This window comes from Quadrisphaera granulorum, assembly GCF_003149145.1.
Classification (GTDB): Bacteria; Actinomycetota; Actinomycetes; order Actinomycetales; family Quadrisphaeraceae; genus Quadrisphaera; species Quadrisphaera granulorum.
The window spans coordinates 139,285-163,110 of sequence record NZ_QGDQ01000002.1; the positions used below are offsets into that span (position 1 = coordinate 139,285).

The window sequence follows — 23,826 nt, forward strand, 5'->3', positions numbered from 1 at the left end:
CGGGCTCGGCCCCTGCCAGCCACCCACAGGCCCCCCGTGGGCGGCTCCGGGCGGTCCGGCGTAGATGAAGGCGGCGCGATCGAATCCGCTAGATGACGTGTTCCGTAGTAGTCATAGGGCCTGTGGAAACTGTGGAGAACCCTCGTCGTCGCAGGTGAGGCGCCATGCACACCTGTGGACAGAGCTGTGGATGACGTGGGGAAAAATTACGGGTGCCTGTGGACGGCCAGAATCTGTCCACATCCCGTCCACAGAAGGACCCCCTGTTGTCCACACGTCATCCACAGGATTTGCGGGGTTTTCCACAGCCCCTGTGGATGGAGTTGTCCACAGGGGCTGTGGATGCCTGTGGATCGTCCTCACCTGGGGACAGAGGCTGTGGAAAAGTCACGTCGCCGCAGTTCAGGGCGCTGACGGGTGACCCTGGCGTCAGGCGCGGTGCTGCAGCTTGATGCGGTTGGTGAGTTCCGTGACCTCGTTGTAGGTCTGCCGGCGCTCGGCGAGCTGCTCGCGCACCTTGCGGTTGGCGTGCATGACGGTGGTGTGGTCACGACCGCCGAAGGCCTGCCCGATCTTGGGCAGGCTGAGCTCTGTGAGCTCGCGGCACAGGTACATCGCGACCTGGCGGGCGTTCACCACCGCACGCGAGCGAGCGGGGCCGCACAGGTCCTCGATGGTCACCTTGTAGTAGTCCGCCGTCTGCGCCATGACGGTCGCCAGGGAGATCTGCGCGGTCTCCCCCGTGAGGAGGTCCTTGAGGACCACCTCGGCCAGTGCAAGGTCGACGTCGGCGCGGTTGAGGTTGGCGAACGCCGTGACGCGGATGAGGGCGCCCTCGAGCTCGCGGATGTTCGTGGAGATCTGCGAGCCGATGAACTCCAGCACCTCGTACGGCACGGAGAGCCGGTCGGTAATGGCCTTCTTGGACAGGATCGCGATGCGCGTCTCCAGGTCCGGCGGCTGGACGTCGGTGGTCAGGCCCCACTCGAAGCGCGACCGCATCCGCTCCTCGAACCCGAAGAGGTTCTTGGGCGGCTGGTCGGAGGTGATGATCACCTGCTTGTTGGCGTTGTGCAGCACGTTGAAGGTGTGGAAGAACTCCTCCTGCGTCTGCACCTTGTTCGAGAGGAACTGGATGTCGTCGACGAGGAGGAAGTCGACATCGCGGTATCGACGCAGGAACGAGTTCTTCTGGTCGTCGCGGATCGAGTTGATGAAGTCGTTGGTGAACTCCTCGGAGTTCACGTAGCGCACCTTGACGCCCTGGTACAGGTGCTGGGCGTAGTGCCCGATGGCGTGCAGCAGGTGCGTCTTGCCCAGGCCGGAGGGGCCGTAGACGAACAGCGGGTTGTAGGCCTTCGCGGGTGCTTCGGCCACGGCCACGGCTGCCGCGTGGGCGAACCGGTTGGACGAGCCGATGACGAAGGTGTCGAACGTGTACTTGGGGTTCAGGCGGGCGGGCTCGGCGTCCTTGCGGGACTGCTCACCTCGTCGGCTGCGAGGAACCTGCGGAGGCCGGCTCACGCCGAACAGCGCGCCGTCCTCGCCGGTGGCCAGCAGCTCCGCGCCGTCCTCGTCGTCGACGTCGGAACCCGGGTCCGCTGCCTCGGGGGACCCCAGGGAGCCGTCCTCCGGTCCCCCTCGGGGCGCGGGGACCTGACTGTCCGCGGCCGGGGCGGAGGAGGGACGCGGCGCCTCGTAGGGCGGCGCGTCCGTCAGGGAGCTGTCGACAGCCACCGCCACCCGGACCGGGCGGCCCAGGCGATCGGAGAGCGCCGCCGCCACCGGCTCGCGCAGCCGCTGCTCGATCATCTCCTTGGTGAGCTCGTTCGGGACCGAAAGCAGCACCATGTCGTTGAGCAGGCCCAGGGGACGGGTCAGGCGCAGGAACGCCAGCTGCTGGCGGGAGATACGAGGATCAGCACCCAGCGCGGCGATGACGGCCGGCCAGGCAGATGGGAGGTCCTGCTCATCGGCCACCGCTCCACCCTCCCACGACCGCACGAGGGGTCGCGCACGTCATCCACAGGGTTGTCCACAGGCTGTGGACGGAGATGGGGACGTCGGCCGCTCAGGAGCGGCGACGCCAGCACCGGAGCGGGAGCGCACGACGCTAGCGGCACCCTCTCCTCGGGCACAAGATGGCACGCCCCGGGCCCTTTCCGGCGCGCTGACGCCCTTCAGGTTTGACCCTTCAGCCCTCGCGCCCCTACCGTGGAGCGGTTGCGGCAGGCGCTTGTGTGTCCGCTGGTGCCCCTCCGGTCCTCCGGGGCGGGGCCCGCGGGTCCTGGGCCCAGCCGTTCGGAGCGGCTCGGCCTGTCGATTATTCGACGGGCTTCGGGTCGCCCCCAGACAGCGAGCTGATCAGCGACGTGATGGAGTGACGGGCGTGAGCAAGCGGACTTTCCAGCCGAACAACCGGCGCCGGGCCAAGGTGCACGGCTTCCGCCTGCGCATGCGGACGCGCGCCGGTCGCGCCATCCTCGCCGCGCGGCGTTCCAAGGGCCGCGCGCAGCTCTCTGCCTGAGGCAGGGGGCTTCCGGGCCCGCTGACTCGTGCTCCCCACCGCGCATCGCTTACGCCGGTCCGCCGACTTCTCCGCCGTTGTCCGGCGTGGGCGTCGTGCCGGACGACGGCACCTGGTGGTGCACCTGCTCGACCCCTCGGGACCCGCTGTCGATGCGGGCTCGACGGGTCTGGGCTCGACGGGCTTGGGCTCGGTGATCGGGGAGTACGGGGTCAGCCACGAGGTGACGGTCGTCGAGCCGGCCCGGGTCGGCTTCGTCGTCTCGCGCGCCGTCGGAGGCTCCGTGGTGCGCAACCGCGTGGAGCGCAGGCTCCGGCATCTGGTGCGCGACCACCTCGCCTCGCTCCCCGCCGGAGGCAGGGTCGTAGTGAGGGCCAACCCCGCCGCCGCTGACGCCCCCAGTGACGTCCTGGCGCGGGATCTCGCGTCCGCTCTGCGGCGGCTCCTCCCACCGCCGGAGGCCTCCTCATGACGTGCCGCCAGAGGCAAGCACCATGAGTCGCGTCGTCGGCGCGAGGGTTCGGAGCGGGTGGCTGGTTCGGTGCTGGAGAGCCCTCGACGGGGCGCTCGCCGTCGTCCTCCTGCTGCTCGTGCGGATCTACCAGCTGCTCGTGTCACCGCTGCTGGGTCCGGTGTGCCGCTACGCACCCTCCTGCTCCTCGTACGGCGCCACCGCGCTGCGTCGACACGGCGCGCTGCGCGGAACGTGGCTGACCGCGCGTCGGTTGCTGCGCTGCCACCCGTGGGCGGCGGGCGGCTGGGACCCGGTGCCCGAGCGGGCCGAATGGGGGGAAGACGACGGCGTGGACGGGACGGCTGACGGGGCACCGAAGGCCAGGCCCCACACTGGTGGGGGCTGCGCGCCCGAGCCGCACCACGAGCACCAGCTCCCGCACCACCACGACCACGGGGCCTCCCGTCCCCAGCCCGTGAGGACGAGATGAACTTCTTCGAGAGCCTGATCTTCCCGCTCGAGTGGGTGGTCGCCTGGATCATGGTCGCCGCTCATGCCGGCCTGACCGCCCTCGGCATGCCCGAGGCGAGCGGCTGGACCTGGTCGCTCTCGATCGTGGTGCTGGTCATCGTGATCCGCATCGTCCTGATCCCGCTGTTCGTGAAGCAGATCAAGGCCAGCCGCGGCATGGCGCTGCTGCAGCCGGAGATGCGGAAGATCCAGCAGAAGTACAAGGGCAAGACCGACCCGGCCAGCCGCGAGGCGATGAGCCGGGAGACCATGGAGCTCTACCGCTCCAGCGGCACCAATCCCTTCTCCTCCTGCCTGCCGATCCTCCTTCAGGCGCCGATCTTCTTCGCCCTGTTCCGGGTGCTGAACTACGGCCTGCGCGAGGAGCAGGGTGTCGGCCCGCTCACGGGTGTGCTGGCCCGGCAGGCCGCGGAGTCGACCATCTTCGGCGCGCGCCTGACGGACACCTTCCTCGGCAGCGACGACCTCAACGTCAAGATCCTCACCGCGGTCCTCATCGTGGCCATGAGCCTCACGACGTTCACCACGCAGCGCCAGCTGATGATCAAGAACATGCCGGCCTCCGCGCTCGACAATCCGTTCGCGCAGCAGCAGAAGCTGATCATGTACTTGTTCCCGATCATCTTCGCGGTCTCCGGCGTGAACTTCCCGATCGGCGTGCTCATCTACTGGTTCACCACCAACCTGTGGACCGGTGGCCAGCAGGCCTACGTCATCCGCCGCATGCCCGCCCCCGGCTCCAAGGCCGAGGAGGCACTGGAGGCCCGGCGGGCCCGCAAGCGCGCCCGCCGCGGTGAGGCCGCCACCGACGTCGTCGCCGGTGAGGTCATCGAGCAGCCGCAGCGCGCCGGCCAGCGCGTCCAGCCCAAGCGCAAGGACCGCAACCGCTGAACGGCGCCGGCCCCCAGACCCGAACCCGCCCACCTGACGACGAGGAGGCCGTGGTGAGCACCGAGCAGGCCACGCACGAGGTCCCCACCCCCACCACCGATGCCCTCGAGGGCACCGACGCGGCTGACACCGGCGCTGGCGCCGAAGCCCAGCCCGACGGCGCCGCCGCAGACGGCCACGGCCAGCCCGCCGAGGGCGGCCCCGAGCGCCGCAGCCGCCTGGAGCGGCTGGAGGAGGAGGGCGAGGTCGCCGCTGACTACCTCGAGGAACTCCTCGACATCGCCGACCTCGACGGCGACATCGACATCGACGTCGAGGACGGCCGTGCGGCGGTCTCCGTCGTCGCCGAGGGCAGCGATGCCGTCGCCCTGCGACGTCTGGCCGGCGCCCGCGGTGAGGTGCTGGAGGCCCTGCAGGACCTCACACGCCTGGCGGTCCAGGCGCGCACCGGCGAGCGCAGCCGCCTCATGCTCGACGTCGCGGGACACCGGGCGCGCCGCCGCGAGGAGCTGCAGCAGCTGGCCGCGCAGGCGGTCGCGGAGGTGCAGCGGGACGGCGCTCCCGTCGCGCTGGAGCCGATGAACCCCTTCGAGCGCAAGGTCGTCCACGACGCCGTCGCCGCGGCCGGGCTCGTCAGCGACTCCGAGGGCGAGGAGCCCCACCGCCACGTGGTGGTCTCCCCCGCCGCCTGACGCGTGCCCGAGGACGTGGCGGGCGAGATTCCGGCTCAGCAGCCGGGCGACGCGCCCGGGGTACTGGCCGAGCCCGAGGAGCTGCGCGAGGCCGTCGCGACGGTCTTCGGGGCCGAGGTCGACCTGGCGCGGCGCTACGCGGGGCACCTCGCCACCACGGCCGTCGAGCGCGGCCTGGTGGGTCCGCGGGAGGTTCCGCGCCTGTGGGAGCGGCACGTGCTCAACTGCGCCGTCGTGGGCGAGCTGTTGCCGCCCGCGGCGCTCGTCGTCGACGTCGGCAGCGGGGCCGGACTGCCGGGCCTGTGCCTGGCGCTGGCCCGCCCGGACGCCACGGTCGTCCTGGTGGAGCCTCTGGAGCGCCGCGCGATCTGGCTCACCGAGGTCGTGGACGACCTCGGGATCGAGCGGCGCGTCAGGGTGGTGCGGGCACGCGCCGAAGAGGTGGCCCCCGGTCGCCCGGGTGCCCTTCCGCCCGCTGACGTGGTGACCGCGCGGGCGGTGGCCCCGCTGGAGCGGCTGGCCGGGTGGTGCCTTCCGCTGGCCCGCCGCGACGGCCTGCTCCTGGCCCTCAAGGGGCGCAGCGCTGCCGAGGAGGTCCGCGCCGCCGGGTCCGCTCTGGCACGTCTGGGCGGCCTGGACGTGCAGGTGCTGGAGGTGGGTGCCGGAGTCGTCCCGGTCCCGACGACCGTGGTGAGCGTTACTGTGGGTGCCGCCCTTCACCCGGCTGGAGGTTCGCGAGGCGGAGAGGACGTCAGTGGTCGATCACGAGCGGCGCGGCAGCACGCGCGGAAGCCACGTCGCTGAGCAGTCCGCCAGGACGCCCGACGACGAGGAGCTGGCCCGCAGGGCGCTGCTCGCGCAGGCGATCCCCGAGTCGGGCGAGGACACACCGCTGGCGCGCCAGGCCGGTGAGGACGCCCGGCGGCGGATCCGGCTGCGCGGGCGCACGTTGCCCAAGCCACCGGCCACCCGGGTGCTGACCATCGCCAACCAGAAGGGCGGCGTCGGCAAGACCACCAGCGCCGTCAACCTCGCCGCCGCGCTCGCGCAGTGCGGCCTGCAGGTGCTCGTGCTCGACGTCGACCCGCAGGGCAACGCGTCCACCGCGCTCGGTGTGGCCCACGAGGACCGCACCCCCGGTACCTATGAGGTGCTCGTCGAGGGCCTGGCGCTGTCCGAGGCGATCCGCCAGTGTCCCGACGTGGCCGGCCTGGAGGTCTGCCCCGCGAGCATCGACCTGGCCGGCGCGGAGATGGAGCTGGCTGCCGAGTCCGACATGGTGGCGCGCGTCTCGCTGCTGCACGGTGCGCTGGCCGACTACATCGCCCAGCGCGAGGAGCAGGGCCTGCCCCGGCTCGACTACGTGCTGATGGACTGCCCGCCCAGCCTGGGGCTGATCACCCTGAACGCGCTGGTCGCGGCCCGCGAGGTGCTCATCCCCATCCAGTGCGAGTACTACGCGCTGGAGGGCCTGACGCAGCTGCGGAACAACATCGGCCTGGTGCAGCGGTCGCTGAACCCCGAGCTGGAGATCAGCACCATCCTGCTCACGATGTACGACGCCCGCACCCGCCTGGCGCGAGAGGTGGCCGAGGAGGTGCGCCGTGCCTTCCCGGACCGCGTGCTCGACACGACCATCCCGCGCTCGGTGCGGATCTCCGAGGCGCCCAGCCACGGCGAGACCGTCATGACGTACGACCCAGGCAACTCCGGGGCGCTCTCCTACCTCCAGGCGGCCCGTGAGCTCGCCGAGGGCCACCAGGCGCGCCTGGCCGCGCTCGCGCAGGCCCAGGCAGGGACCGAGGCGGCGCCGGAGGCCACCGAAGAGGTGGCCCCTGAGGCAGGGTCTCCGGAGCCGGCGATGACGGCTGCTGCCCCCGAGGAGCCGGCGAACGTCGTCGACCTGCGCACCGGTCCCCTCGACCTGCGCGGATCGTGGACTCCCGACCGGCGCACCGCCGGCCGCGGCCGGGCCGCGGAGCCCCGCTCGTGACCGAGCGCAAGCGCGGACTGGGGCGGGGCCTGGGAGCCCTCATCCCCGACGCCGTCTCCCCCGAGGTCACCGGGCAGCTGCGCTCGGTCAGCGCCTCCGATCGGCCCTACACGGCGCGCCACGCCGATCGGGCTGGTAGCGCGGATCGTCTTGCTCGTCCCGAGCTGCGTGACGTGCGTCCGGAGAAGGACGGCGACGACGACGGCGACCTCGTCATCGACCTGCGCGACGGCGCGCCCGTCCCGTCGAGCTGGCAGGCGCCCCGGCGCCCCGGCGCCCGCGGGGCGCGCGGCGGTGCCTCCGACCAGGACCTGCTGCCCATCCCCGGCACGTGGTTCGCCGAGGTGCCGATCGGGTCGGTCAGTCCCAATCCGCGCCAGCCGCGGCAGGTCTTCGACGAGGACGCGCACGCCGAGCTCGTGCACAGCGTCAAGGAGATCGGCATTCTGCAGCCGGTCGTGGTGCGGCCGCTGCGCCGCGCCGACGGCAGCGCCCCGCCGCCCGGCGAGCAGATGTCGTTCGAGCTGGTCATGGGCGAGCGGCGCTGGCGCGCCGCGGAGAGCGCGGGCCTGGCGACTGTGCCGGCCATCGTCCGCGACACCACCGACGAGGACCTGCTGCGCGACGCGCTGCTGGAGAACCTCCACCGCGCGGACCTGAACCCGCTCGAAGAGGCCGCCGCCTACCAGCAGCTCCTCGACGACTTCGGCTGCACGCACGACTCCCTGGCCCAACGCCTCGGGCGCTCGCGCCCGCAGATCTCCAACACCATCCGCCTGCTGCGGCTGCCGCCGTCGGTGGCCCGTCGTGTGGCCGCCGGGGTGCTCTCCGCTGGTCACGCCCGTGCGCTGCTCGGCCTTCCGACGGCGGATGCCATGGAGCGGCTCGCGCAGCGCATCGTCGCCGAGGGTCTGTCCGTGCGCACCACCGAGGAGCTCGTCGCGCTCGGTGGAGTGGGTCCCGCTCGCCCGGCACGCCCGCAGGTGCGTACCGCCGCGCCGGTTCTGGACGACCTCGCCGCGCGCCTGTCGGACAGGTTCGACACGCGCGTCAGCGTGGCGATGGGCGCCAAGAAGGGCCGTCTGACGGTGGAGTTCGCCACCCTGGAGGACCTCGACCGCATCCTCGGGTCTCTCGCACCCGGCGAGGCCGGGGTCGCGCAGACGCCGTCGGGCGACGCTGAGCACGCTGGAGGTCCGTACGAGTCCTCCAGCGCCCTCTGAGCGCCGCAGGGGCCGTGGCGTGTCACGCCGCATCGCCGCGCTGACCCTCGAGGCGCTGGCCGACCTTCCCGATCCCTGTCGCGGGTGCGTGGCATGGGAGCTCGACCCGGTCTCGGCGGGGCGTGCCGTCGCCGGGGGCGGCACCGCCTTCGAGAAGGAGGCATGGCTGTCGGAAGTTCTCCTGCAGTGGGGTACCGCCGGGCGCGTCGCCTACGTCGACGACGCGCTGGCGGGCTTCGTCACCTACGCCCCGCCCGTGCACGTCCCGCGCTCGCGGGCGTTCCCGACCTCCCCGGTGAGCGGCGACGCCGTCCTGCTCATGACCGGGTGGGTGGATCCGGCGCACCGCGGTGGTGGCATCGCGCGAATGCTCGTCCAGAGCGCCGCCAAGGACCTCACGCAGCGCGGCATGCGTGCCATCGAGGCGTTTGGAGTGGCCGGGGCCGAGCTGGCCGGGCAGGGGGTCGGCCTGACCGCCGAGTGCATGGTGCCCGCGGCCTTCTACGAGGCGGTGGGCTTCACCGTCGTGCGACCCCACCACCGCTACCCGCGGCTGCGGCTGGAGCTGCGTACGGCGCTGTCCTGGCGTGAGGACGTCGAGGCGGCCCTGGAGCGCATCCTGGGCCGCGCGCGCGTCCCAGTCCTTTCCGGAGTCTGACCCGGCGCTACGAAGCCGTCAGCGGGACGCACAGGGCTCCCTGAAGGTCATCACGACGACGAAGGCCCCCGACCTGAGCAGGTCGGGGGCCTTCGTCGTCGTCAGTGGCTGTCAGCCGATGAACTCAGCCAGCTCGCGCTCGAGCACGGGCTTGGGACGGGCGCCGATGATCTGCTTCACCAGCTCACCGCCCTTGTAGACGTTGAGGGTCGGGATCGAGGTGATCCCGTAGGCCGCGGACGTGCGCGGGTTCTCGTCGGTGTTCACCTTGACGACGTCGAGGACCTCGGCGTGCTCACCGGCGATCTCCTCGATGATCGGGGAGACCTGGCGGCACGGGCCGCACCAGGGGGCCCAGAAGTCGACGAGGACGGGCTTATCGTTCTGGAGCACCTCGGTGTCGAAGGTGGCGTCGGTGACGGCGCGAGCGCTCATGGCGGTTCCTTTCGGTCTGCGCAGGGGTACTGGAAGGTTGGTCTGGGTCAGCTGACGGCGGTCGCCTCGGCGACCTCTTCGGCTTCCACCGCGGCGACCCGCGGAGAGTCGGTGTCGGCGAGGGCGGCGAGGTAGCGCTCGGCGTCCAGGGCGGCGACCGTGCCGGAGGCGGCCGCGGTGATGGCCTGGCGGTACTCGTGGTCGACGACGTCGCCGCAGGCGAACACGCCCGGCAGGTTGGTGCGCGAGGAGCGCCCCTCCACGGCCACGTACCCCTTGTCGTCGAGGTCGACCTGGCCGCGGAACAGGTCGACGCGGGGCTCGTGGCCGATGGCCACGAAGACGCCGGACACCGGCAGCTCGGACAGCTCGCCGGTGACGGTGTCACGCAGGCGCAGCGCGGTCACCTTGTCCTGACCGACGACGTCTTCCACGGCGCTGTTCCAGGCGTAGCGGATCTTCGGGTCGTTCTGGGCCCGACGCTGCATGATCTTGGAGGCGCGCAGCTCGTCACGGCGGTGCACCAGGGTCACGGACTCCGCGAAGCGCGACAGAAACGTCGCCTCTTCGAGGGCCGAGTCACCGCCGCCGACCACCGCGACGTCCTTGCCCTTGAAGAAGAAGCCGTCACAGGTGGCGCACCAGGAGACCCCGTGGCCGGAGAGCCGCTTCTCGTTGGGCAGGCCCAGCTCGCGGTAGGCGGAGCCGGTGGCCAGGACGACGACGCGCGCGCGGTACGTCTCACCCAGGCCCGTGCGGACCACCTTGACGTCACCGGTGAGCTCGAGCGCGACGGCGTCGTCGTAGACGACCTCCGTGCCGAACCGCTCGGCCTGCGCCTGCATGCGCTCCATGAGCTCGGGGCCCATGAGGCCCTCGGGGAAGCCGGGGAAGTTCTCGACCTCGGTGGTGTTCATCAACGCACCGCCGACGGTCACCGATCCGGCGATCACCACCGGGCGCAGGTCGGCGCGGGCCGCGTAGATGGCCGCCGTCCACCCTGCTGGTCCCGAACCGACGATCACCAGGTCGCGGACGTCGTCGGGCACAGTGGGTCTCCCCTCGAAGGCGGTGGCGCCGGGTCCCGCTGCTGGTCACGGGGCGCGAGTCGTTCAACCGATCGTAGGGGCCCGTCTGTTCCCGCCTCAGCGAGCCGAGACCTCCTGGACCGCCGCGGCGAAGCCGGAGGAGGTCTGGGGGAGCTCGGTGAACCACAGCAGCAGGTGGGTCGTCGAGGTCGGCTCGTCCAGCGGCACCTCGACGGTGCGACCGTCGGTGCCGGCGTCCACCGTGGCGACGACGGTGCTGCCCTCGTAGCCGCCGTCGGGGCTGCTGCGCACCTCCAGGCGGCCTCCGGTGCCCTCGGTGCGCAGCTCCAGGGAGCTCACCGTGGCGGGGGTGGTGCCGTCACCGACGACGAGCGCCAGGCCGACGCCGCGCTTGAGGTTGCCGAGCGCGGGGTTGCTGTACGTGCTGGACCGCCAAGACGTGGCCGGGTCGCCGTCGATCGCCCGGCCGGTGGCGTCGTCGTTCTCGGAGGAGTCGCCGAACGGGTCTTCCGCCAGCGCGGACGTGAGGGCAACGGAGCCGCCGTCCTGCGCAGCGGCGCTGGGAGCGCCGCCCGCCGCAGCGCCCGTGGACGGTGAGCCCGGCGCAGCGGCACCTGCGGCGGGTGCCGCTGACGTGGTCGACGGCGCGATGCCGAGCATCCCGGCGATCTGGGGCACCCGTGGCACGAGCACGACCGCCGCCACCAGGAGCACCAGGACGAGGACGACGAGCACCGCGAGCGCGGGCGTCCGGCGGCGCCGCTGCTCCGGCTCCGGGTAGGCCTCCTCCTCGGCCGCACCGGCGCGTGCCGGAGCGTGCCCCCAGCCTTCGCTGACCCAGTCGGTCGCGTCGGTGTCGGAGAAGCTGCGCGTGGTCGCGGACACCGGGCCCGGAGCCAGCCGCACCGGCTCCACCGGGGCAGACGGGTGTCGCTTCGCCGCGGGGCGAGGCCGGGGTGCGGCGATCGTCGACCCTGCCGCGGTGGGCGCCCCGAACGGAGCCGTCGGACGGTCGACCCGCTCACCGTGCGCGTCCTGACTCGACGGGGCCTGAGGCGTGCGTCGGACCTCCTGGCGGTCCGCCGGCCCGGAGTGCACCGGAGCAGTGGCGCCGGGAGCCGTGGGGACGGCGGTGCTCGGCGGGACGGCTGAGCGGGGACCGGTCACCGGGCCCAGCAGCGCCTCGAAGGCGTCCTCGCCGCCGGCCGCGAGCTCCGCCTCGCGCTCGGCGCGCCGCTGAGCAGCACGGCGTGCGGCGCGGGTGGGAAGGACGGCAACGGCCGGCTGATCGGCCCGCTCAGCGTTCAGCTGCTCAGCGGGCTCGCCGGCGCTGGGCGCGGCCACGGCGCGGTCGTCGTCGTCGTCCTGCTGGGTACCTTCGCCCTGAAGCGTCTCGTCGGGCTGGCCGGCGAAGTGCACGCCGGGGTCGCCGCCCAACCGGACCTGGGCGGGCGCGGACCCCCATGAACTCGCGGGGGCACCGGCTTCGTGCACCAGCGGTCGCGCCATGACGACCGGCGTGGCGGGAAGGCCGAGGGCGGTGCGGGTGACCGGCCCGGCCGAGCTGCCCCAGGGAGCGAGAGCCGAGGCGACCTCGGCGGGAGTGGCCGGGCCTTCGCGGTAAGGGCCGAGCACGGTCGCGCAGAGCGCGTCCATGTCGTGCGGCACCGCGAGAGCCAGCTCCCCCGGGGCGACCGGGCTGCCGCCGCGACCCGTGGGGGCAGCGCCGAGCGCTCCGCAGCGACCCGCGGGCCACAGACCCGTGAGGGCCGCGTACAGCACGCGCACGAGGCCTTCGGCATCTTCACGGTCGGACTCGGCCGGAGTGCGTGCCGGTGCACCGGCGGCGGCGGCCGCGACCTCCAGGCCCATGACGCTCACGGCGCCGTCGGCGGTGAGGACGATGGAGGAAGGCTCCAGGCGGCGGTGGTGCAAGCCGGAGATGCTTCCGCGCGCCAGCACGGCTGCGGCCTCACCGACGAGGGCGCGCGCCCGGGCGGCGGGCAGCGGTGCCTCGCGGAGGAGCTCCGCCAGCGTGCGGCCCTGCGGCCGCTCGGTGACCACCCAGCCGAGGGCGGTCCCGTCGGCGGCGCGGTCGAGCCCGACGTCGAGCAGGTGGGGCAGCCGGTCGTCCTCGAGGGTCGCGGTGCGGCGGGCGGCGTCGACAGCCTCGGCGGCAGTGGGACCGGACACGACGGTGATGACGACGGGACGCAGCAGCTGGTCGTCTTCGCCGTCCCAGGTGGCGGCCGCGCCGTCGCGGGTGCGTCGCTGCAGGAGGCGGTAGCGCCCATCGAGCAGCACGCCGACCGAGCCGGGGGAGCCGGCCGTCGTCCTCGTCCTCACCGTGCTGCGCGCCGAGGAGGCGCCGTCCGTCGTGGAGGGGCTCACCGGGTGGGTTCCACCGTCGCGTGGGGTCCGCATCGCTCCATCAGCCACGTCAGCGCCCCTCATCGGTGCTCCAGGACGCACCGGTGTATCCGGAGCGCAATCAACCAACCACGGAATCGTACGGCGGATCAGCTTCGGTCCGTCGGACCTCGAAGACTGCCGTGGTGGAGACACGGCCGATCGGCGGGTCCGCTCCGGCGGGTCGTGGTGGTTCGCCGCGCTTCGTCCTCGTCTGTCCGGTGTCGCGCCCGGCGTGTCGTGGTGGTGCTGGTTCGGTCAGGGGCGGCGCAAGGGGCCGGGCAGGCGGCGCAGCAGCGGGCGCACCTCCTCGACGCGGAGCACCGCCAGCCCAGCCCCGTAGACGAGGACGACGACGCCGCCACCGATCACGGCCAGCGCCGCCGCACCGACGTAGCTGCGCTCTAGTAGACCGTCGAGCGGCCGGACGGCGAGCAGGCCGGCTGCCGTCGCCAGTGCACCGATGACGAGCAGCCGGACATGGGTCGAGGCGATGCGGGCGGCATCGACACCACCGAGGCGGCGGTGCAGGGCGACCAGGCCCGCCAGAGCACCCGCCCACTGCGACACCGCGAGGGATGCGGCCACTCCGACGACGCGGTGCTCCGGCGGGAGGAGGAACGAGGCCAAGGACCCGCTCACCCACAGGAACGTCGCGAGGCACTGGACGAAGAACGGGGTGCGTGCGTCCTCGAGGGCATAGAAGCCTCGTTGGACGAGGTAGGTGGCGCTGAACGGCACGAGGCCCAGCGCCGCGACCGCGACGACGGCTCCCAGAGCACGGCCCGGCTGGGCGCGACCGCCTCCGAGGAGCACGCCTGCGGCGTCAGCCGTGACGATCAGACCTGCCGTGGCGAGGACCATCGCGACGCCCACCGTGCGCATGGCTGATGAGACATCAGCCCGAAGCTCCTCCAGGGCCCCTCTTGCGGCGGCGGCGCTCATCCGTGTGAAGAGCGCCGTCACGAGCGAGACCGTGACCAGTGAGTGGGGGAGCATGAAGAGCAAGAAGGCGTTGGCCCACGCGTAGTTTCCCGCCCCGCTGTCGTCGGGGACCGACGTCGTCACGTTGCTGACGACGAGGGCCGTTCCCTGGCTCAGGAGCAGCGCTCCAAAGGTCCAGCCGGCGACCTTCCCCGCGGTGCGCAGGCCCATGCCGCGGACCCCCCAGCGCGGGCGCAGGCGTACGCCTGCGCGCCGGAGCGGCACCAGGAGGATCAGCGCCTGCGCGACGACGCCCAGCGTCGAGCTGCCGGCCAGGACGGCGATCTGCGCGGGGGTCCAGGCATCTGCAGGAGTTGTCTCGCTGACGCGGCCGAAGGCCAGCACGAAGGCACCGAGGCCCGCGAGCGCGACAACGTTGTTGACGACCGGCGCCCACATGTAGGCCCCGAAGTGGCCCTTGGCGTTGAGGATCTGACCGAGCAGCGTGTACAGCGCGTAGAAGAAAACCTGGGGGAGGCACCAGAACGCGAAGGCGATCGCCAGTGGTCGCATCTCCCCCGGAGACTCCGTGGAGAACAGCCACACGATGGCCGGTGAGGCGAGGGTCAGCAGCAGCGTGGCAGTGGCGAGCACCGCCACCGCGGCGGTGACGAGCCTGTCGAGGTACTCCGCGCCGCCGTCGGGCCGTTGCATGGCCCGCACCACCTGCGGCACCAGGACGGCGTTGAGCACGCCCCCTGCGATCAGCAGGTACAGATTGGTGGGGATGGTGTTGGCGAGGGTGAACGCGTTCCCCCCTGCCGTCAGGACACCACCGATGACGAGCGCCAGGACTGCCGCTCGCACGAAGCCGAGCACGCGGGAGACCGCCGTCCCCGCCGCCATCACCGCACTGGCGCGCCCCAGCGCCGCTCCTCTGAGGGATCGGCGATCGGAACGCGCTTCAGCCACGGGGTGTCTCCTCGGGTCGGCGGGCAGCCGTGCGAGTGGTGTCGGCCTCCTCGGCGGACCTCACGACGGGGGGAGCGGGACGGCGCTTGACGCGCACCACGGTGCGGGCGAGCCCCCCGACGAGCACCAGCCCGACGACGCCGGCGGCGATCGCCACGCCCCGGCCTTCCCAGTCGGCTCGGACCATGACGCGCACCGGCGCGGGCTTTCCGACCCGGGTCCCCTGCGCGTCGGTGAGGTACACCGTCACCAGCGTGTCGCCGCTGGCCGAGGCACGCACCGGCAGCGGGACGCTCTCCTGCGATCCGGGGGCGATGAGCTTCTCGACCGGTGGGCCTGGGACCAGTCGCAGGTTGGTGGAGCTCAGCTCCACACGCACCGTCACGGCAACCGGAAGGTTGTTGCGCACGATCACCGGCAGGCTGACGTTCTCGGAGACCGCCGTGAGGGGGGTCGGCACGATCTCGATGCCGCTGCGCAGCCACTCGGTGCGCTCCGCGAGAGCGTCCAGGGCTGAGCGCCAGGCACCGGGGTCCGCACGCCACCCCACGGAAGCGGCTGCCGTGGCGCTGCTCTGCACCGGCGCCAGCAGTTGCTGGCGCTGCTCGGTGGGCACCAGCGTCGCCATGGTGCTGGCAGCGGAGACCGCGTCCATCGCGGTCCGCAGCCCAGCGGCGTCCAAAGGCGCTCCTGCGCTGCTGGGATCGGCGCTGCCGTCACCCGCGTCGGTCACGGTGAACTGTCCTGACCCGGGGGCTGCGAGCAGGTCGGGCAGCGACGTGCTGCGCACCCACGGGGCACTCCCGGCCGGGCCGAGGACTGCCGCGACGGCCGTCGGGGAGGGCGACCAGTCCCTCGGGAGAGCGAGCACCACGCCGCCGCCGCCGGCCGCCGCGACCGCCGTGTCCGCCAGCAGGCGTGCCGACGTCTCGGCCTGCCCGTTTCCGTTGGTCCCCCCGGCGCCGTTGCTCCCGTTGCTCCCGTCGTCGTCCGCCTCGTCGGTGGCGGCCGCGACCCGCGCCGAATCGGTGGTGTCGACCAAGACACCTGTCGCGCTCACCGGGTTGCCGTCAGGGGCGGTGGCCGTGAGAACAGCCGTGGCGGGCGACCATCCGCTGGCCGTAGCCGCTCCCGGGACCAGCGAGGAGGACACCAGCACCGCCGGCACCTGAGCCGGGTCTCCAGTGGCGCGCGTCGTCGCCGCGGACTGGACGACCAGGGAAGCCGCAGGCGCGGAGCCGGGGTCCACCGGCCACAGGAGCGTGCCGTCGTCGTCGCCGTCCAGCTCCTCGGAGGACTGAGCCACCGCCAGCCCCACGAGGTCGTCGGTCTGAGCGGCGGCCGCCGCGACGACGTCGGTATCACCGCGCGGCAGCACCACGCTGGCGCCGCTGGTCCTCGCGGCCAGTGCGGTCAGCCACGCCTGCACTTCCGGGGACTCCTCGCCCTCGGTGCCTTCCCTGAGCTCCGGAACGTCACCGGTGCCTTCCCCATCCGAGGGTGCGGAGGACGCCGAGGGTGCCGTGGTGCCGCTGGCGCTGAAGTTGGGCGAGGCGCTCTGCGCTGGAGTGGAGGCGGGCGGGGGAGTCGTGGTGGAGTCGGTGGGGGAGCTGCTGGAACCGGTGCCCGGAGTTCCGCTGGGCGTGCCACTCGGGCTCGACGTGCTGCCCGAGGACGGGGGCGTCGTGCTCTGCTGCGTCGGCACAGCGAACGGGCCGAGCAGGGCCGGGTCGACCACGGGGGTCGTGCCGGGCAGGGACATCGCCTGCAGCACCCGCGTGAGCCTGTCTCGTTGCTCCTCCACTCGGGCCTCGGGGAGCTGCCCGGTGTCCACGTCAGGAGGTCCCGCGGTCACCGGCGCGACCACGGTAAAGGCCGCGGGCGTCGGGACGCTGCCCGGGGGAGCCCAGACGACGAAGGTTCGCAGCGCGGTGAGGCGCTGCAGGGAGGAATCGAGGACGTCGACGGTGACTCCCCGCACGCCGAAGTCCGGCCCGAGCGCGAGCTGGTCAGCGTCGACGGTGAAGGTGACCTCCATGCCCTCGCCCGGGGCCAGCGTCTGACCCAGCGGCTGCTCGGCGCCGTCGACCCCGGCAAAGCGGTCTCCGCCCTGGACCCCCTGCCCCGCAGCCCAGGCGTCGACGGCCTTGCGGTCGGCCAGCACAGGCGAGTTGACGAACAGGCGCGCCCGCGCGCCAACCAGGGGACTGGCACTGGTGTTGACCACCTGGACGCGGACCACGAGCTGCGAGCCGGGGACCAGCGCCGCCGGACCGATCTGTGTGAGCTCCAGGCCGATACCGCTGTGGCCGACGACCACGGCAGGAACCCCGGTATCCACCGGACTGGCCAGGGCGGCCGGGGCGAGAGCGGTGGGAGCCAGGGCGGCGGGAGCCAGGGCCAGCGCCGCCGCTCCCAGGAGGACGACGAGCCGCGGCCGTCCGGGGCCCACAGGCTCAGCCACCGCTGGCGAGCAGCTCGCTCGCGGCGCGAGCGATCCGACGCTCGTTGGAGAAGGCCAGCCGCTTGCCAAGCTCGGCCACGGGGACCCAGGCAGCCTCGACAGCTTCCGCGTCCGGATCACCTTCCACGCTGATCGCTCCCCCCGTGGCCTCGAGCAGGTAATGGTGAACCGTCTTGTGGATCCGGCGGCCCTCCACGGAGAACCAGTAGTCGATGGTGCCGAGCTCCCCCACCACCACGCCGGTAATGCCGGTCTCCTCGGCGACCTCGCGGACCGCGGCCTCCTGCGGCGTCTCGTCGCCCTCGAGGTGGCCCTTGGGCAGGCACCACTCCAGGCGACCGGCGCGGTTGAGGCGGGCGATGAGCGCGGCCCTGGCCTCACCGGTGGACGTCTCCACCACGATGCCGCCCGCGGAGACCTCCTCCACGGTGCGTCCGCCATGACGCCATCCGTTGCGGCCCTCGCCCTGACGGCGTCGTCCCGGCGTCGGTCGACGCTCACCGGGGGACATGCCGCCACTGTAACTACGGGACCTCTGGCAGCCTTGACGCTCGTGTCGCGCCTCGCCAGTGGATCCGCGCCGTGAACGGCCCCATCGACAAGAGCCCGCAGGGGGAGCCCTCGGGGGAACGCTCCGACGCCGTCGTCGCGGCGGAGCGTCGCGTGCTCGAGGAGCTCGCTCGGGTCGCCCCGGCGGCCGCGGAGCTGGGACGCCGGTTCGCCGCCGAGGGCCACGAGTTGGCCCTGGTCGGCGGCTCCGTGCGCGACGCCCTGCTCGACCGGCTCGGTGGTGAGGGGGAGTTCGACCTCGACTTCGCCACGTCGGCCCGTCCCGAGCAGACCGAGCGGATCCTCGCCGCGTGGGGCAGTTCCACGTGGGACGCCGGCCGCGCCTTCGGGACCATCGGAGCGCGCGCCCGCTCCGCGGCCCCCGTCGTCGTCGAAGTCACCACCTACCGCTCCGACGTCTACGACCCGGAGAGCCGCAAGCCGGTCGTCGCCTTCGGTGACACCCTCGAGGGCGACCTGTCCCGCCGCGACTTCACCGTCAACGCCATGGCGCTGCACCTGCCCGACGGGGTCTTCGTCGACCCCTTCGACGGTCTGGAGGACCTCGCCGCCGGGTACCTGCGCACGCCGATCGCCCCCGAGCGGTCTTTCGACGACGACCCGCTGCGCATGATGCGCGGCGCCCGCTTCGCCGCGCAGCTCGGCTTCGACCTGGCGCCCGACGCGCTCGCGGCAGCCGCAGCCATGGCGTCGCGACTCTCGATCGTCTCGGCCGAGCGCGTGCAGGCGGAGCTGGTCAAGCTGCTCCGTGCCACCGACCCGGTGCCTGGGCTGCGCGTGCTGGTCGACGCGGGCCTGGCTGCCGTCGTCCTGCCCGAACTGCCGGCGCTGCAGCTGGAGGTCGACGAGCACCACCGCCACAAGGACGTCTACGAGCACTCCCTCACGGTGCTGCGGCAGGCGATCGAGCTGGAGCCGCGCTACGGGCTGAACGCCGACGGACCCGACGTGGTGCTGCGGCTGGCGGCGCTGCTGCACGACATCGGCAAGCCGCCCACGCGACGCTTCGAGCCCGGTGGCGGCGTGAGCTTCCACCACCACGAGGTGGTCGGGGCGAAGATGACGGCTCGCCGGCTCAAGGAGCTGAAGTTCGACAAGGAGACCACCAAGCAGGTCGCGCGCCTGGTCGAGCTGCACCTGCGGTTCCACGGGTACGGCGGCGGTACGTGGACCGACTCGGCGGTGCGCCGCTACGTCACCGACGCCGGTCCGCTGCTCCCCCGCCTGCACGCGCTCACCCGCGCTGACTCCACCACGCGCAACAAGCGCCGCGCGGAGCAGCTGCAACGCACCTACGACGACCTGGAAGACCGCATCGCCGCGATCCGCGAGCAGGAGCAGCTCGACGCGGTCCGGCCTGAGCTCGATGGCGCCGCCATCATGCGGATCCTGGGCGTCAAGCCCGGCCCGGTGGTGGGGCGCGCCTACAAGCACCTGCTCCAGGTGCGCCTCGACGACGGTCTGCTGGGTGAGGACGGCGCGCGCGCCGAGCTGCTGCGGTGGTGGGCGGAGCAGCCGGAGTCGCAGACGCCCGACGCCTGAGGCTTCCTGCTTCCGTCGACGACGACGGACCGCTGCGCCAGGGCCGGTGTTCCACGCGGATCACCGGCCCTCCGCGTCCGTTGCGCTGCCCGAGTGGATGTTCCGCACGCCCCTCAAGGTCGCTACCCCTGCGTGGCGACGCTGGAGGCGAAGGATCGGACAGGTGCCCGGCTCCGGCCCAGGAGGCACTCGACCGTGTCAGCGCTGCCCAGCACCCCGCTCCGCGACGGTCTCGTCCGGTCGACCCTTCCCCAGCGGGACCGTTCCGTGCCCGCTGCCGCAGACGTCCTGGCACCTCACCGGGTCACCGAGCACGGGGATCCACGCGGTCCCGTGCTGCTCCTGGCGCACGGCTTCGGAGGCGGACAGGCCGCCTGGTCGCGTCTGCTCCCCCACTTCCCCGACCACCGCGTCATCACCTTCGACCACCTCGGCTCCGGGTCCACGGACGTCAGCCAGTTCGACCACGAGCGGCACGCGACGCTGACCGGCTACGCCGAGGACGTCCTCGACGTGTGCGCGGCACTGGGCCCGGTGGACGTGACGTTCGTCGGCCACTCGGTGAGCTCCATGATCGGCTTGCTCGCCGCAGTCGCCGAGCCGGAGCGCTTCGCATCGCTGGTGCTCGTCGCGCCGTCGCCGCGGTACGTGGACGACCCGGCGACCGATTACGTGGGCGGCTTCTCACAGGAGGACGTCACGGAACTGCTCGCCTCACTCGACAGCAACTACTACGCGTGGTCGGCGGCGATGGCACCCGTCGTCATGGGGACGCCCCAGTCGCCCGAGCTGGGCGGGGAGCTCACCGAGAGCTTCCTCGGTACGCACCCGGACGCAGCGCGCACCTTCGCCGGAGCCATCTTCCTGTCCGACTCGCGCGCGGTGCTCCCCCATGTCAGCGCGCCGGTCCTCGTGCTGCAGTGCCGCCACGACGCGCTGGCTCCGGAGGCGGTGGGTGAGGCCACTGCCGACGCACTGCCGGCGGGTGAGCTCGTCCGGCTCGAAGCCACGGGCCACTGCCCACACATCAGTGCGCCCGCCGAGACGTCAGCGGCCATCTACCGCTTCCTGGGAGCGCTCGAGGCCCGTCGGGCCGGTGGTGGCTCAGCCTTCCCACCAGGGCGTACCGGGGGATGAGCCGGCTGCGCTCCACTGCCGTCCCGGTGGTGCCGGCGCCATCGCGCCACGGCGACGACGGCGGACTGCTTCCGGGTGCGGCGAGGGTTCCCGTGGAACCGTCCGCTCGCGACAATTCCTGGGGCACACGGCTGTGGAACTGCTCGCCGTGCCCTCAGCTCGTGCTGGACCCGTCTGCAGGCACGGTCGTGGAGGCGAACCAGACCTTCTGGGACTGGACGGGTCTTGACCACACCCTGGTCGTGGGGACCGCCTTCGCTCGGCTACTCCCCATCGGTGATCGCATCCTGTGGAGCACCCACTGCCTGCCCAAGCTCGACGCCGCAGGTCATGTGGAGGAGGTCTCCCTGGAGGTGCTCGGTGCCGGGGGAGTGCGACGGGCCGCCTTCCTCACGGCATCGCGCCTGCAGCCGGTGGCCGGTCCTGCTGCACCGCACGATGGCGGCGCGGCACGTGGGGAGCTCGTGCTCGTGGCGCTGTTCGGGGCGTCCGCTCGACGGCGCTACGAGGAAGACCTCCTGGCAGCCAAGCGCCGCGCCGAGGCCTCGGAGGAGCGCAGCGCTCAGGCGGAGGCGGGCCTGAAGCACCTCGCCCACCACGACCAGGTCACGGGCTTGCTCAACCGCCGGGGCCTGGACGCCAGCCTGCTCGCGGTGCTGTCGAGAGGCGAGGAGCAGCCGGCGCAGGGGACGCTCACGCGCCTGTCCCCACCACGTGGACCGGTGGTCTTCTTCATCGACCTCGACGGCTTCAAGCAGGTCAACGACAGCATCGGCCATGCCGGAGGTGACGCTCTGCTGGTCGAGGTCGCTGAGCGGCTGCGTGCGACGACCGATCCCGCGGCGGTGCTGGCGCGGTTCGCTGGGGACGAGTTCATCGTGGTGGATCCCCTCGCAGGTGGCGACGACGACGCCGTGGTCGCCGACGTGTGTGATCGATTGCTCGCCGCGCTGGCCCGGCCGGTCGTCATCGGCGGCGTCGAGGTGCTCGTCTCGGCCAGCATCGGCGTGGCTCGGTCCAGTGACGACGTGACGCAGCCGAGGGAGCCCGAGGCGCGGGCCGAGGCGCTCCTGAGCCGTGCCGACGCCGCCATGTACCAGGTGAAGCGCAGCGGTCGCAGCGGGTGGCGGGTCCACGACCCCGCGGCTGCTGATCCCGTCGCGGACCGCCTCCGGCTGCTGGAGCAGCTGCGCCACGGGATCGCCGAGGGTCAGCTGCGCCTGCACCACCAGCCGCGGGTCGAGCTGGCCACCGGGAGCACCACGGGCGTCGAGGCCGGTGTCGCGCAGGCCGCCGCGTGGAACGCCGCAGGCCGGCACCTGGAGATGAGCATCAACGTCTCGGCGCGGCAGCTCGCCGACCCGGACCTGCCGCGAACCGTGGCTTCCGTGCTCGCCCGCCACGGGGTGCCTGCTTCGCAGCTCGTGCTCGAGATCACCGAGACGGCACTGATGCTCGATCCCGACGCGGCCGCCACGACGCTCGGGCGACTGGTCGACCTGGGAGCGAGGATCGCCGTGGACGACTTCGGCACCGGCTACGCCAGCCTCACCTACCTCCGGCGCTTCCCCGTGCATGAGCTGAAGGTCGCCAGGTCCTTCGTCGCCGGGGTCGCCCGTGACGCGGGCGACCGCGCGATCGTGACCGGCTGCATTCAGCTCGCCCACGCCCTCGGCCTCACGAGCGTGGCTGAAGGCGTGGAGACGGTCGACCAGCGAGACGTACTGACCGAGCTGGGCTGTCACGTGGGTCAGGGGTACTTGTTCAGCAAACCGGTACCCGCGGAGGCGCTCCGCTGGTGAGGTGTTCCACGGGCGTCGTGTTCCCCGTGGAACGCCAGAGGTGCGTCGGTCGTCGTCGGTGGGGCGCAGCTCAGGACGACGACGTGCGGCGCACCGATGCTGCGCTGAGCGCCGCCACCGCCACCCACCACACGGCGAGGGCCACCAGAACCGGCGCTGAGTATCCGTCGTCCGGCAGCACCAGCGTGGTGAGACCGGCCGCGGCGACCGTGGCCGCATTGGTCAGCACGTCGTAGAGGACGAAGACGCGACCGCGGAACCCGTCGTCGACACCGGTCTGCACGAGAGTGTCGACGGAGATCTTGAGGCTCTGCGCCGTCAGGCCCAGCAGACCGGCGACCACCACGAGCGAGGTCGGACCGGGCGCCCCCACGAGAGCCAGGGGCGCGGCAGCGGATGCTGCGGCGGCGAGGTGAGCCCATCGCTGAGCCCCCAGGCGCTTCGCCGCCACGGGCGTGAGGGCAGCGGCCAGCGCAAAGCCCAGCCCGGAAGCCAGCGTCACTGCCCCGACGAGAGCTGTTGCCGCGAGCAGTCCCGACGTGCTCCCCGTGGAACCCGCGGCCGCGGCGGGGGACCCGTCGCTCACCGCCGTCCGCGCGTAGAGCAGCGACAGCACCAGCGCGACCCCGTATCCGAGCCGGTGAGCTCCGATGAGCAACAGCGCCCGCGCCGCGGTGCGGCGCTCGCGGAGGTGCCGCAGCGCGCCGACCAAGTCTCGCTCGGGCCGGGTGTGCTGGGCCACGTCGTCGGCGCCCGGGCCGAGCTCGTCTCGACCGATGCGCAGCGCCACCGCTCCCGCGGCAGCGCACAGCACCACGGTGCCGATCAGCAGCCGCGCGTCTCCGACGTCACCCAGCCCGAGCGCTGGGTGGACTGCCAGGGCCAAGGCCCCGGCGGCGAGCGCCGTGGCGCTGCCGGCGGTGGGCACGACGGCGTTGGCGGCCACCAGGTCACGTGCGGGCAGCACACGCGGCAGCGACGCCGAGAGCGCTGCGAGGAGGAGCCGGTTCACGGACAGGTAGCCCAGTGCCACCACGAGCACGGCTACGGGGGGACCGATCAGGACGGCGATCGCCGCCCCCAGGGCGAGTACGGCGCGAGCCGCCGACGCCACCACGAGAACCTGACGGCGCCGGAACCTGTCGAGCACCGCGGCCGCCCACGGCCCGACGATCGTGAACGGCAGCAGCAGCACCGCCATCGCGCCGGCGATGGCGGCCGGCGAGGCAGCGCGCTCGGGGGAGAGCAGCACGAAGGACGCGAGCGCCGCCTGCAGCACGCCGTCGCCCGCCTGCCCCAGCAGACGCACCGCGACGAGCCGTCGCGCACCCGGCGCGCGAGCCACGGCAGCGGCGCCGGCCAGCAGCCCGGACGTCGCAGCACCGGACGGCTGCCGATCCGGACGTCCCACGGAGAACGAGTCGGCGCTCATGCGTCCAAGCCTGGCCGATCCCCCACCCCTGGTGTCCGGTGAATCGACGACGGGCCGCAGGTTCCACGTCGAACAACGACGGCCCGGACCCCCACGGGGATCCGGGCCGTCGCTGTGCTGT

Annotated in this window: 20 protein-coding genes; 12 read left to right on the forward strand and 8 right to left on the reverse strand. The window is 72.7% G+C overall.

The window, feature by feature from the left end; translation table 11 throughout:
- Positions 1-429 precede the first annotated feature (429 nt).
- On the reverse strand, positions 430-1,980 hold the full coding sequence (gene dnaA / locus BXY45_RS03020; RefSeq protein WP_109772829.1) for a chromosomal replication initiator protein DnaA: 1,551 nt from the start codon (positions 1,978-1,980) through the stop codon (positions 430-432).
- A gap of 409 nt (positions 1,981-2,389) precedes the next feature.
- Here dnaA and rpmH point away from each other — a divergent pair, with 409 nt between their 5' ends.
- From rpmH to BXY45_RS03065, 9 genes are all read left to right on the forward strand, one after another.
- On the forward strand, positions 2,390-2,527 hold the full coding sequence (gene rpmH, locus BXY45_RS03025) for a 50S ribosomal protein L34 (RefSeq protein WP_109772950.1): 138 nt from the start codon (positions 2,390-2,392) through the stop codon (positions 2,525-2,527).
- Between the two features lie 28 nt (positions 2,528-2,555).
- The gene (gene rnpA, locus BXY45_RS03030; RefSeq protein WP_109772830.1) at positions 2,556-2,999 is read left to right on the forward strand and encodes a ribonuclease P protein component; all 444 of its coding nucleotides are present in this window, start codon (positions 2,556-2,558) and stop codon (positions 2,997-2,999) included.
- Positions 3,000-3,060: 61 nt separating this feature from the next.
- Positions 3,061-3,471 (forward strand): membrane protein insertion efficiency factor YidD, encoded by a 411-nt coding sequence (yidD, locus tag BXY45_RS03035; protein WP_342799504.1) that lies wholly within the window; start codon positions 3,061-3,063, stop codon positions 3,469-3,471.
- Positions 3,468-4,403, forward strand: a complete 936-nt coding sequence (gene yidC, locus BXY45_RS03040; protein ID WP_109772832.1) for a membrane protein insertase YidC — start codon at positions 3,468-3,470, stop codon at positions 4,401-4,403. The genes yidD and yidC overlap by 4 nt, the downstream gene beginning before the upstream one ends.
- 218 nt (positions 4,404-4,621) lie before the next feature.
- Entirely contained in the window at positions 4,622-5,095 is a 474-nt protein-coding gene (locus BXY45_RS03045; RefSeq protein ID WP_342799505.1) for a Jag family protein, read from the forward strand.
- A gap of 63 nt (positions 5,096-5,158) precedes the next feature.
- On the forward strand, positions 5,159-5,899 hold the full coding sequence (locus tag BXY45_RS03050; protein WP_109772952.1) for a 16S rRNA (guanine(527)-N(7))-methyltransferase RsmG: 741 nt from the start codon (positions 5,159-5,161) through the stop codon (positions 5,897-5,899).
- Positions 5,802-7,088 (forward strand): ParA family protein, encoded by a 1,287-nt coding sequence (locus BXY45_RS03055; protein ID WP_425468301.1) that lies wholly within the window; start codon positions 5,802-5,804, stop codon positions 7,086-7,088. Before BXY45_RS03050 ends, BXY45_RS03055 begins: the two co-directional genes overlap by 98 nt.
- Complete coding sequence (locus BXY45_RS03060; protein ID WP_109772954.1) at positions 7,085-8,311, forward strand: ParB/RepB/Spo0J family partition protein; 1,227 nt, start codon at positions 7,085-7,087, stop codon at positions 8,309-8,311. Before BXY45_RS03055 ends, BXY45_RS03060 begins: the two co-directional genes overlap by 4 nt.
- A gap of 19 nt (positions 8,312-8,330) precedes the next feature.
- Entirely contained in the window at positions 8,331-8,969 is a 639-nt protein-coding gene (locus tag BXY45_RS03065) for a GNAT family N-acetyltransferase (RefSeq protein ID WP_109772833.1), read from the forward strand.
- A gap of 111 nt (positions 8,970-9,080) precedes the next feature.
- Here BXY45_RS03065 and trxA read toward each other — a convergent pair whose 3' ends face one another.
- The 6 genes from trxA to BXY45_RS03095 all read right to left on the reverse strand — a co-directional run bounded on the left by trxA (position 9,081) and on the right by BXY45_RS03095 (position 17,733).
- Entirely contained in the window at positions 9,081-9,404 is a 324-nt protein-coding gene (trxA, locus tag BXY45_RS03070; RefSeq protein ID WP_109772834.1) for a thioredoxin, read from the reverse strand.
- Between the two features lie 47 nt (positions 9,405-9,451).
- Entirely contained in the window at positions 9,452-10,453 is a 1,002-nt protein-coding gene (gene trxB, locus BXY45_RS03075) for a thioredoxin-disulfide reductase (RefSeq protein ID WP_109772835.1), read from the reverse strand.
- 96 nt (positions 10,454-10,549) lie between these two features.
- Entirely contained in the window at positions 10,550-12,844 is a 2,295-nt protein-coding gene (locus BXY45_RS03080; RefSeq protein ID WP_146211059.1) for a protein kinase family protein, read from the reverse strand.
- Positions 12,845-13,120: 276 nt separating this feature from the next.
- Positions 13,121-14,758, reverse strand: a complete 1,638-nt coding sequence (gene murJ, locus BXY45_RS03085; protein ID WP_146211060.1) for a murein biosynthesis integral membrane protein MurJ — start codon at positions 14,756-14,758, stop codon at positions 13,121-13,123.
- Positions 14,751-17,222, reverse strand: coding sequence for a DUF6049 family protein (locus tag BXY45_RS03090; RefSeq protein ID WP_109772838.1), 2,472 nt, complete (start codon positions 17,220-17,222; stop codon positions 14,751-14,753). The genes murJ and BXY45_RS03090 overlap by 8 nt, the downstream gene beginning before the upstream one ends.
- Positions 17,215-17,733, reverse strand: coding sequence for an NUDIX hydrolase (locus tag BXY45_RS03095; RefSeq protein WP_109772839.1), 519 nt, complete (start codon positions 17,731-17,733; stop codon positions 17,215-17,217). Before BXY45_RS03095 ends, BXY45_RS03090 begins: the two co-directional genes overlap by 8 nt.
- A 71-nt stretch (positions 17,734-17,804) precedes the next feature.
- On the opposite strand from BXY45_RS03095, the gene BXY45_RS03100 reads away from it, so the two are divergent.
- The 3 genes from BXY45_RS03100 (at position 17,805) to BXY45_RS03110 (ending at position 22,273) form a co-directional block, all read left to right on the forward strand.
- Positions 17,805-19,334: a CCA tRNA nucleotidyltransferase gene (locus BXY45_RS03100; protein ID WP_245961620.1), complete on the forward strand. Its 1,530-nt coding sequence runs from the start codon at positions 17,805-17,807 to the stop codon at positions 19,332-19,334.
- A 267-nt stretch (positions 19,335-19,601) separates the two neighbouring features.
- Entirely contained in the window at positions 19,602-20,471 is an 870-nt protein-coding gene (locus BXY45_RS03105; RefSeq protein ID WP_218566879.1) for an alpha/beta fold hydrolase, read from the forward strand.
- Between the two features lie 161 nt (positions 20,472-20,632).
- Complete coding sequence (locus BXY45_RS03110; RefSeq protein WP_170131291.1) at positions 20,633-22,273, forward strand: putative bifunctional diguanylate cyclase/phosphodiesterase; 1,641 nt, start codon at positions 20,633-20,635, stop codon at positions 22,271-22,273.
- 70 nt (positions 22,274-22,343) lie between these two features.
- On the opposite strand, the gene BXY45_RS03115 is transcribed toward BXY45_RS03110, so the two are convergent.
- On the reverse strand, positions 22,344-23,705 hold the full coding sequence (locus tag BXY45_RS03115; RefSeq protein WP_211319178.1) for an MFS transporter: 1,362 nt from the start codon (positions 23,703-23,705) through the stop codon (positions 22,344-22,346).
- Positions 23,706-23,826 lie beyond the last annotated feature (121 nt).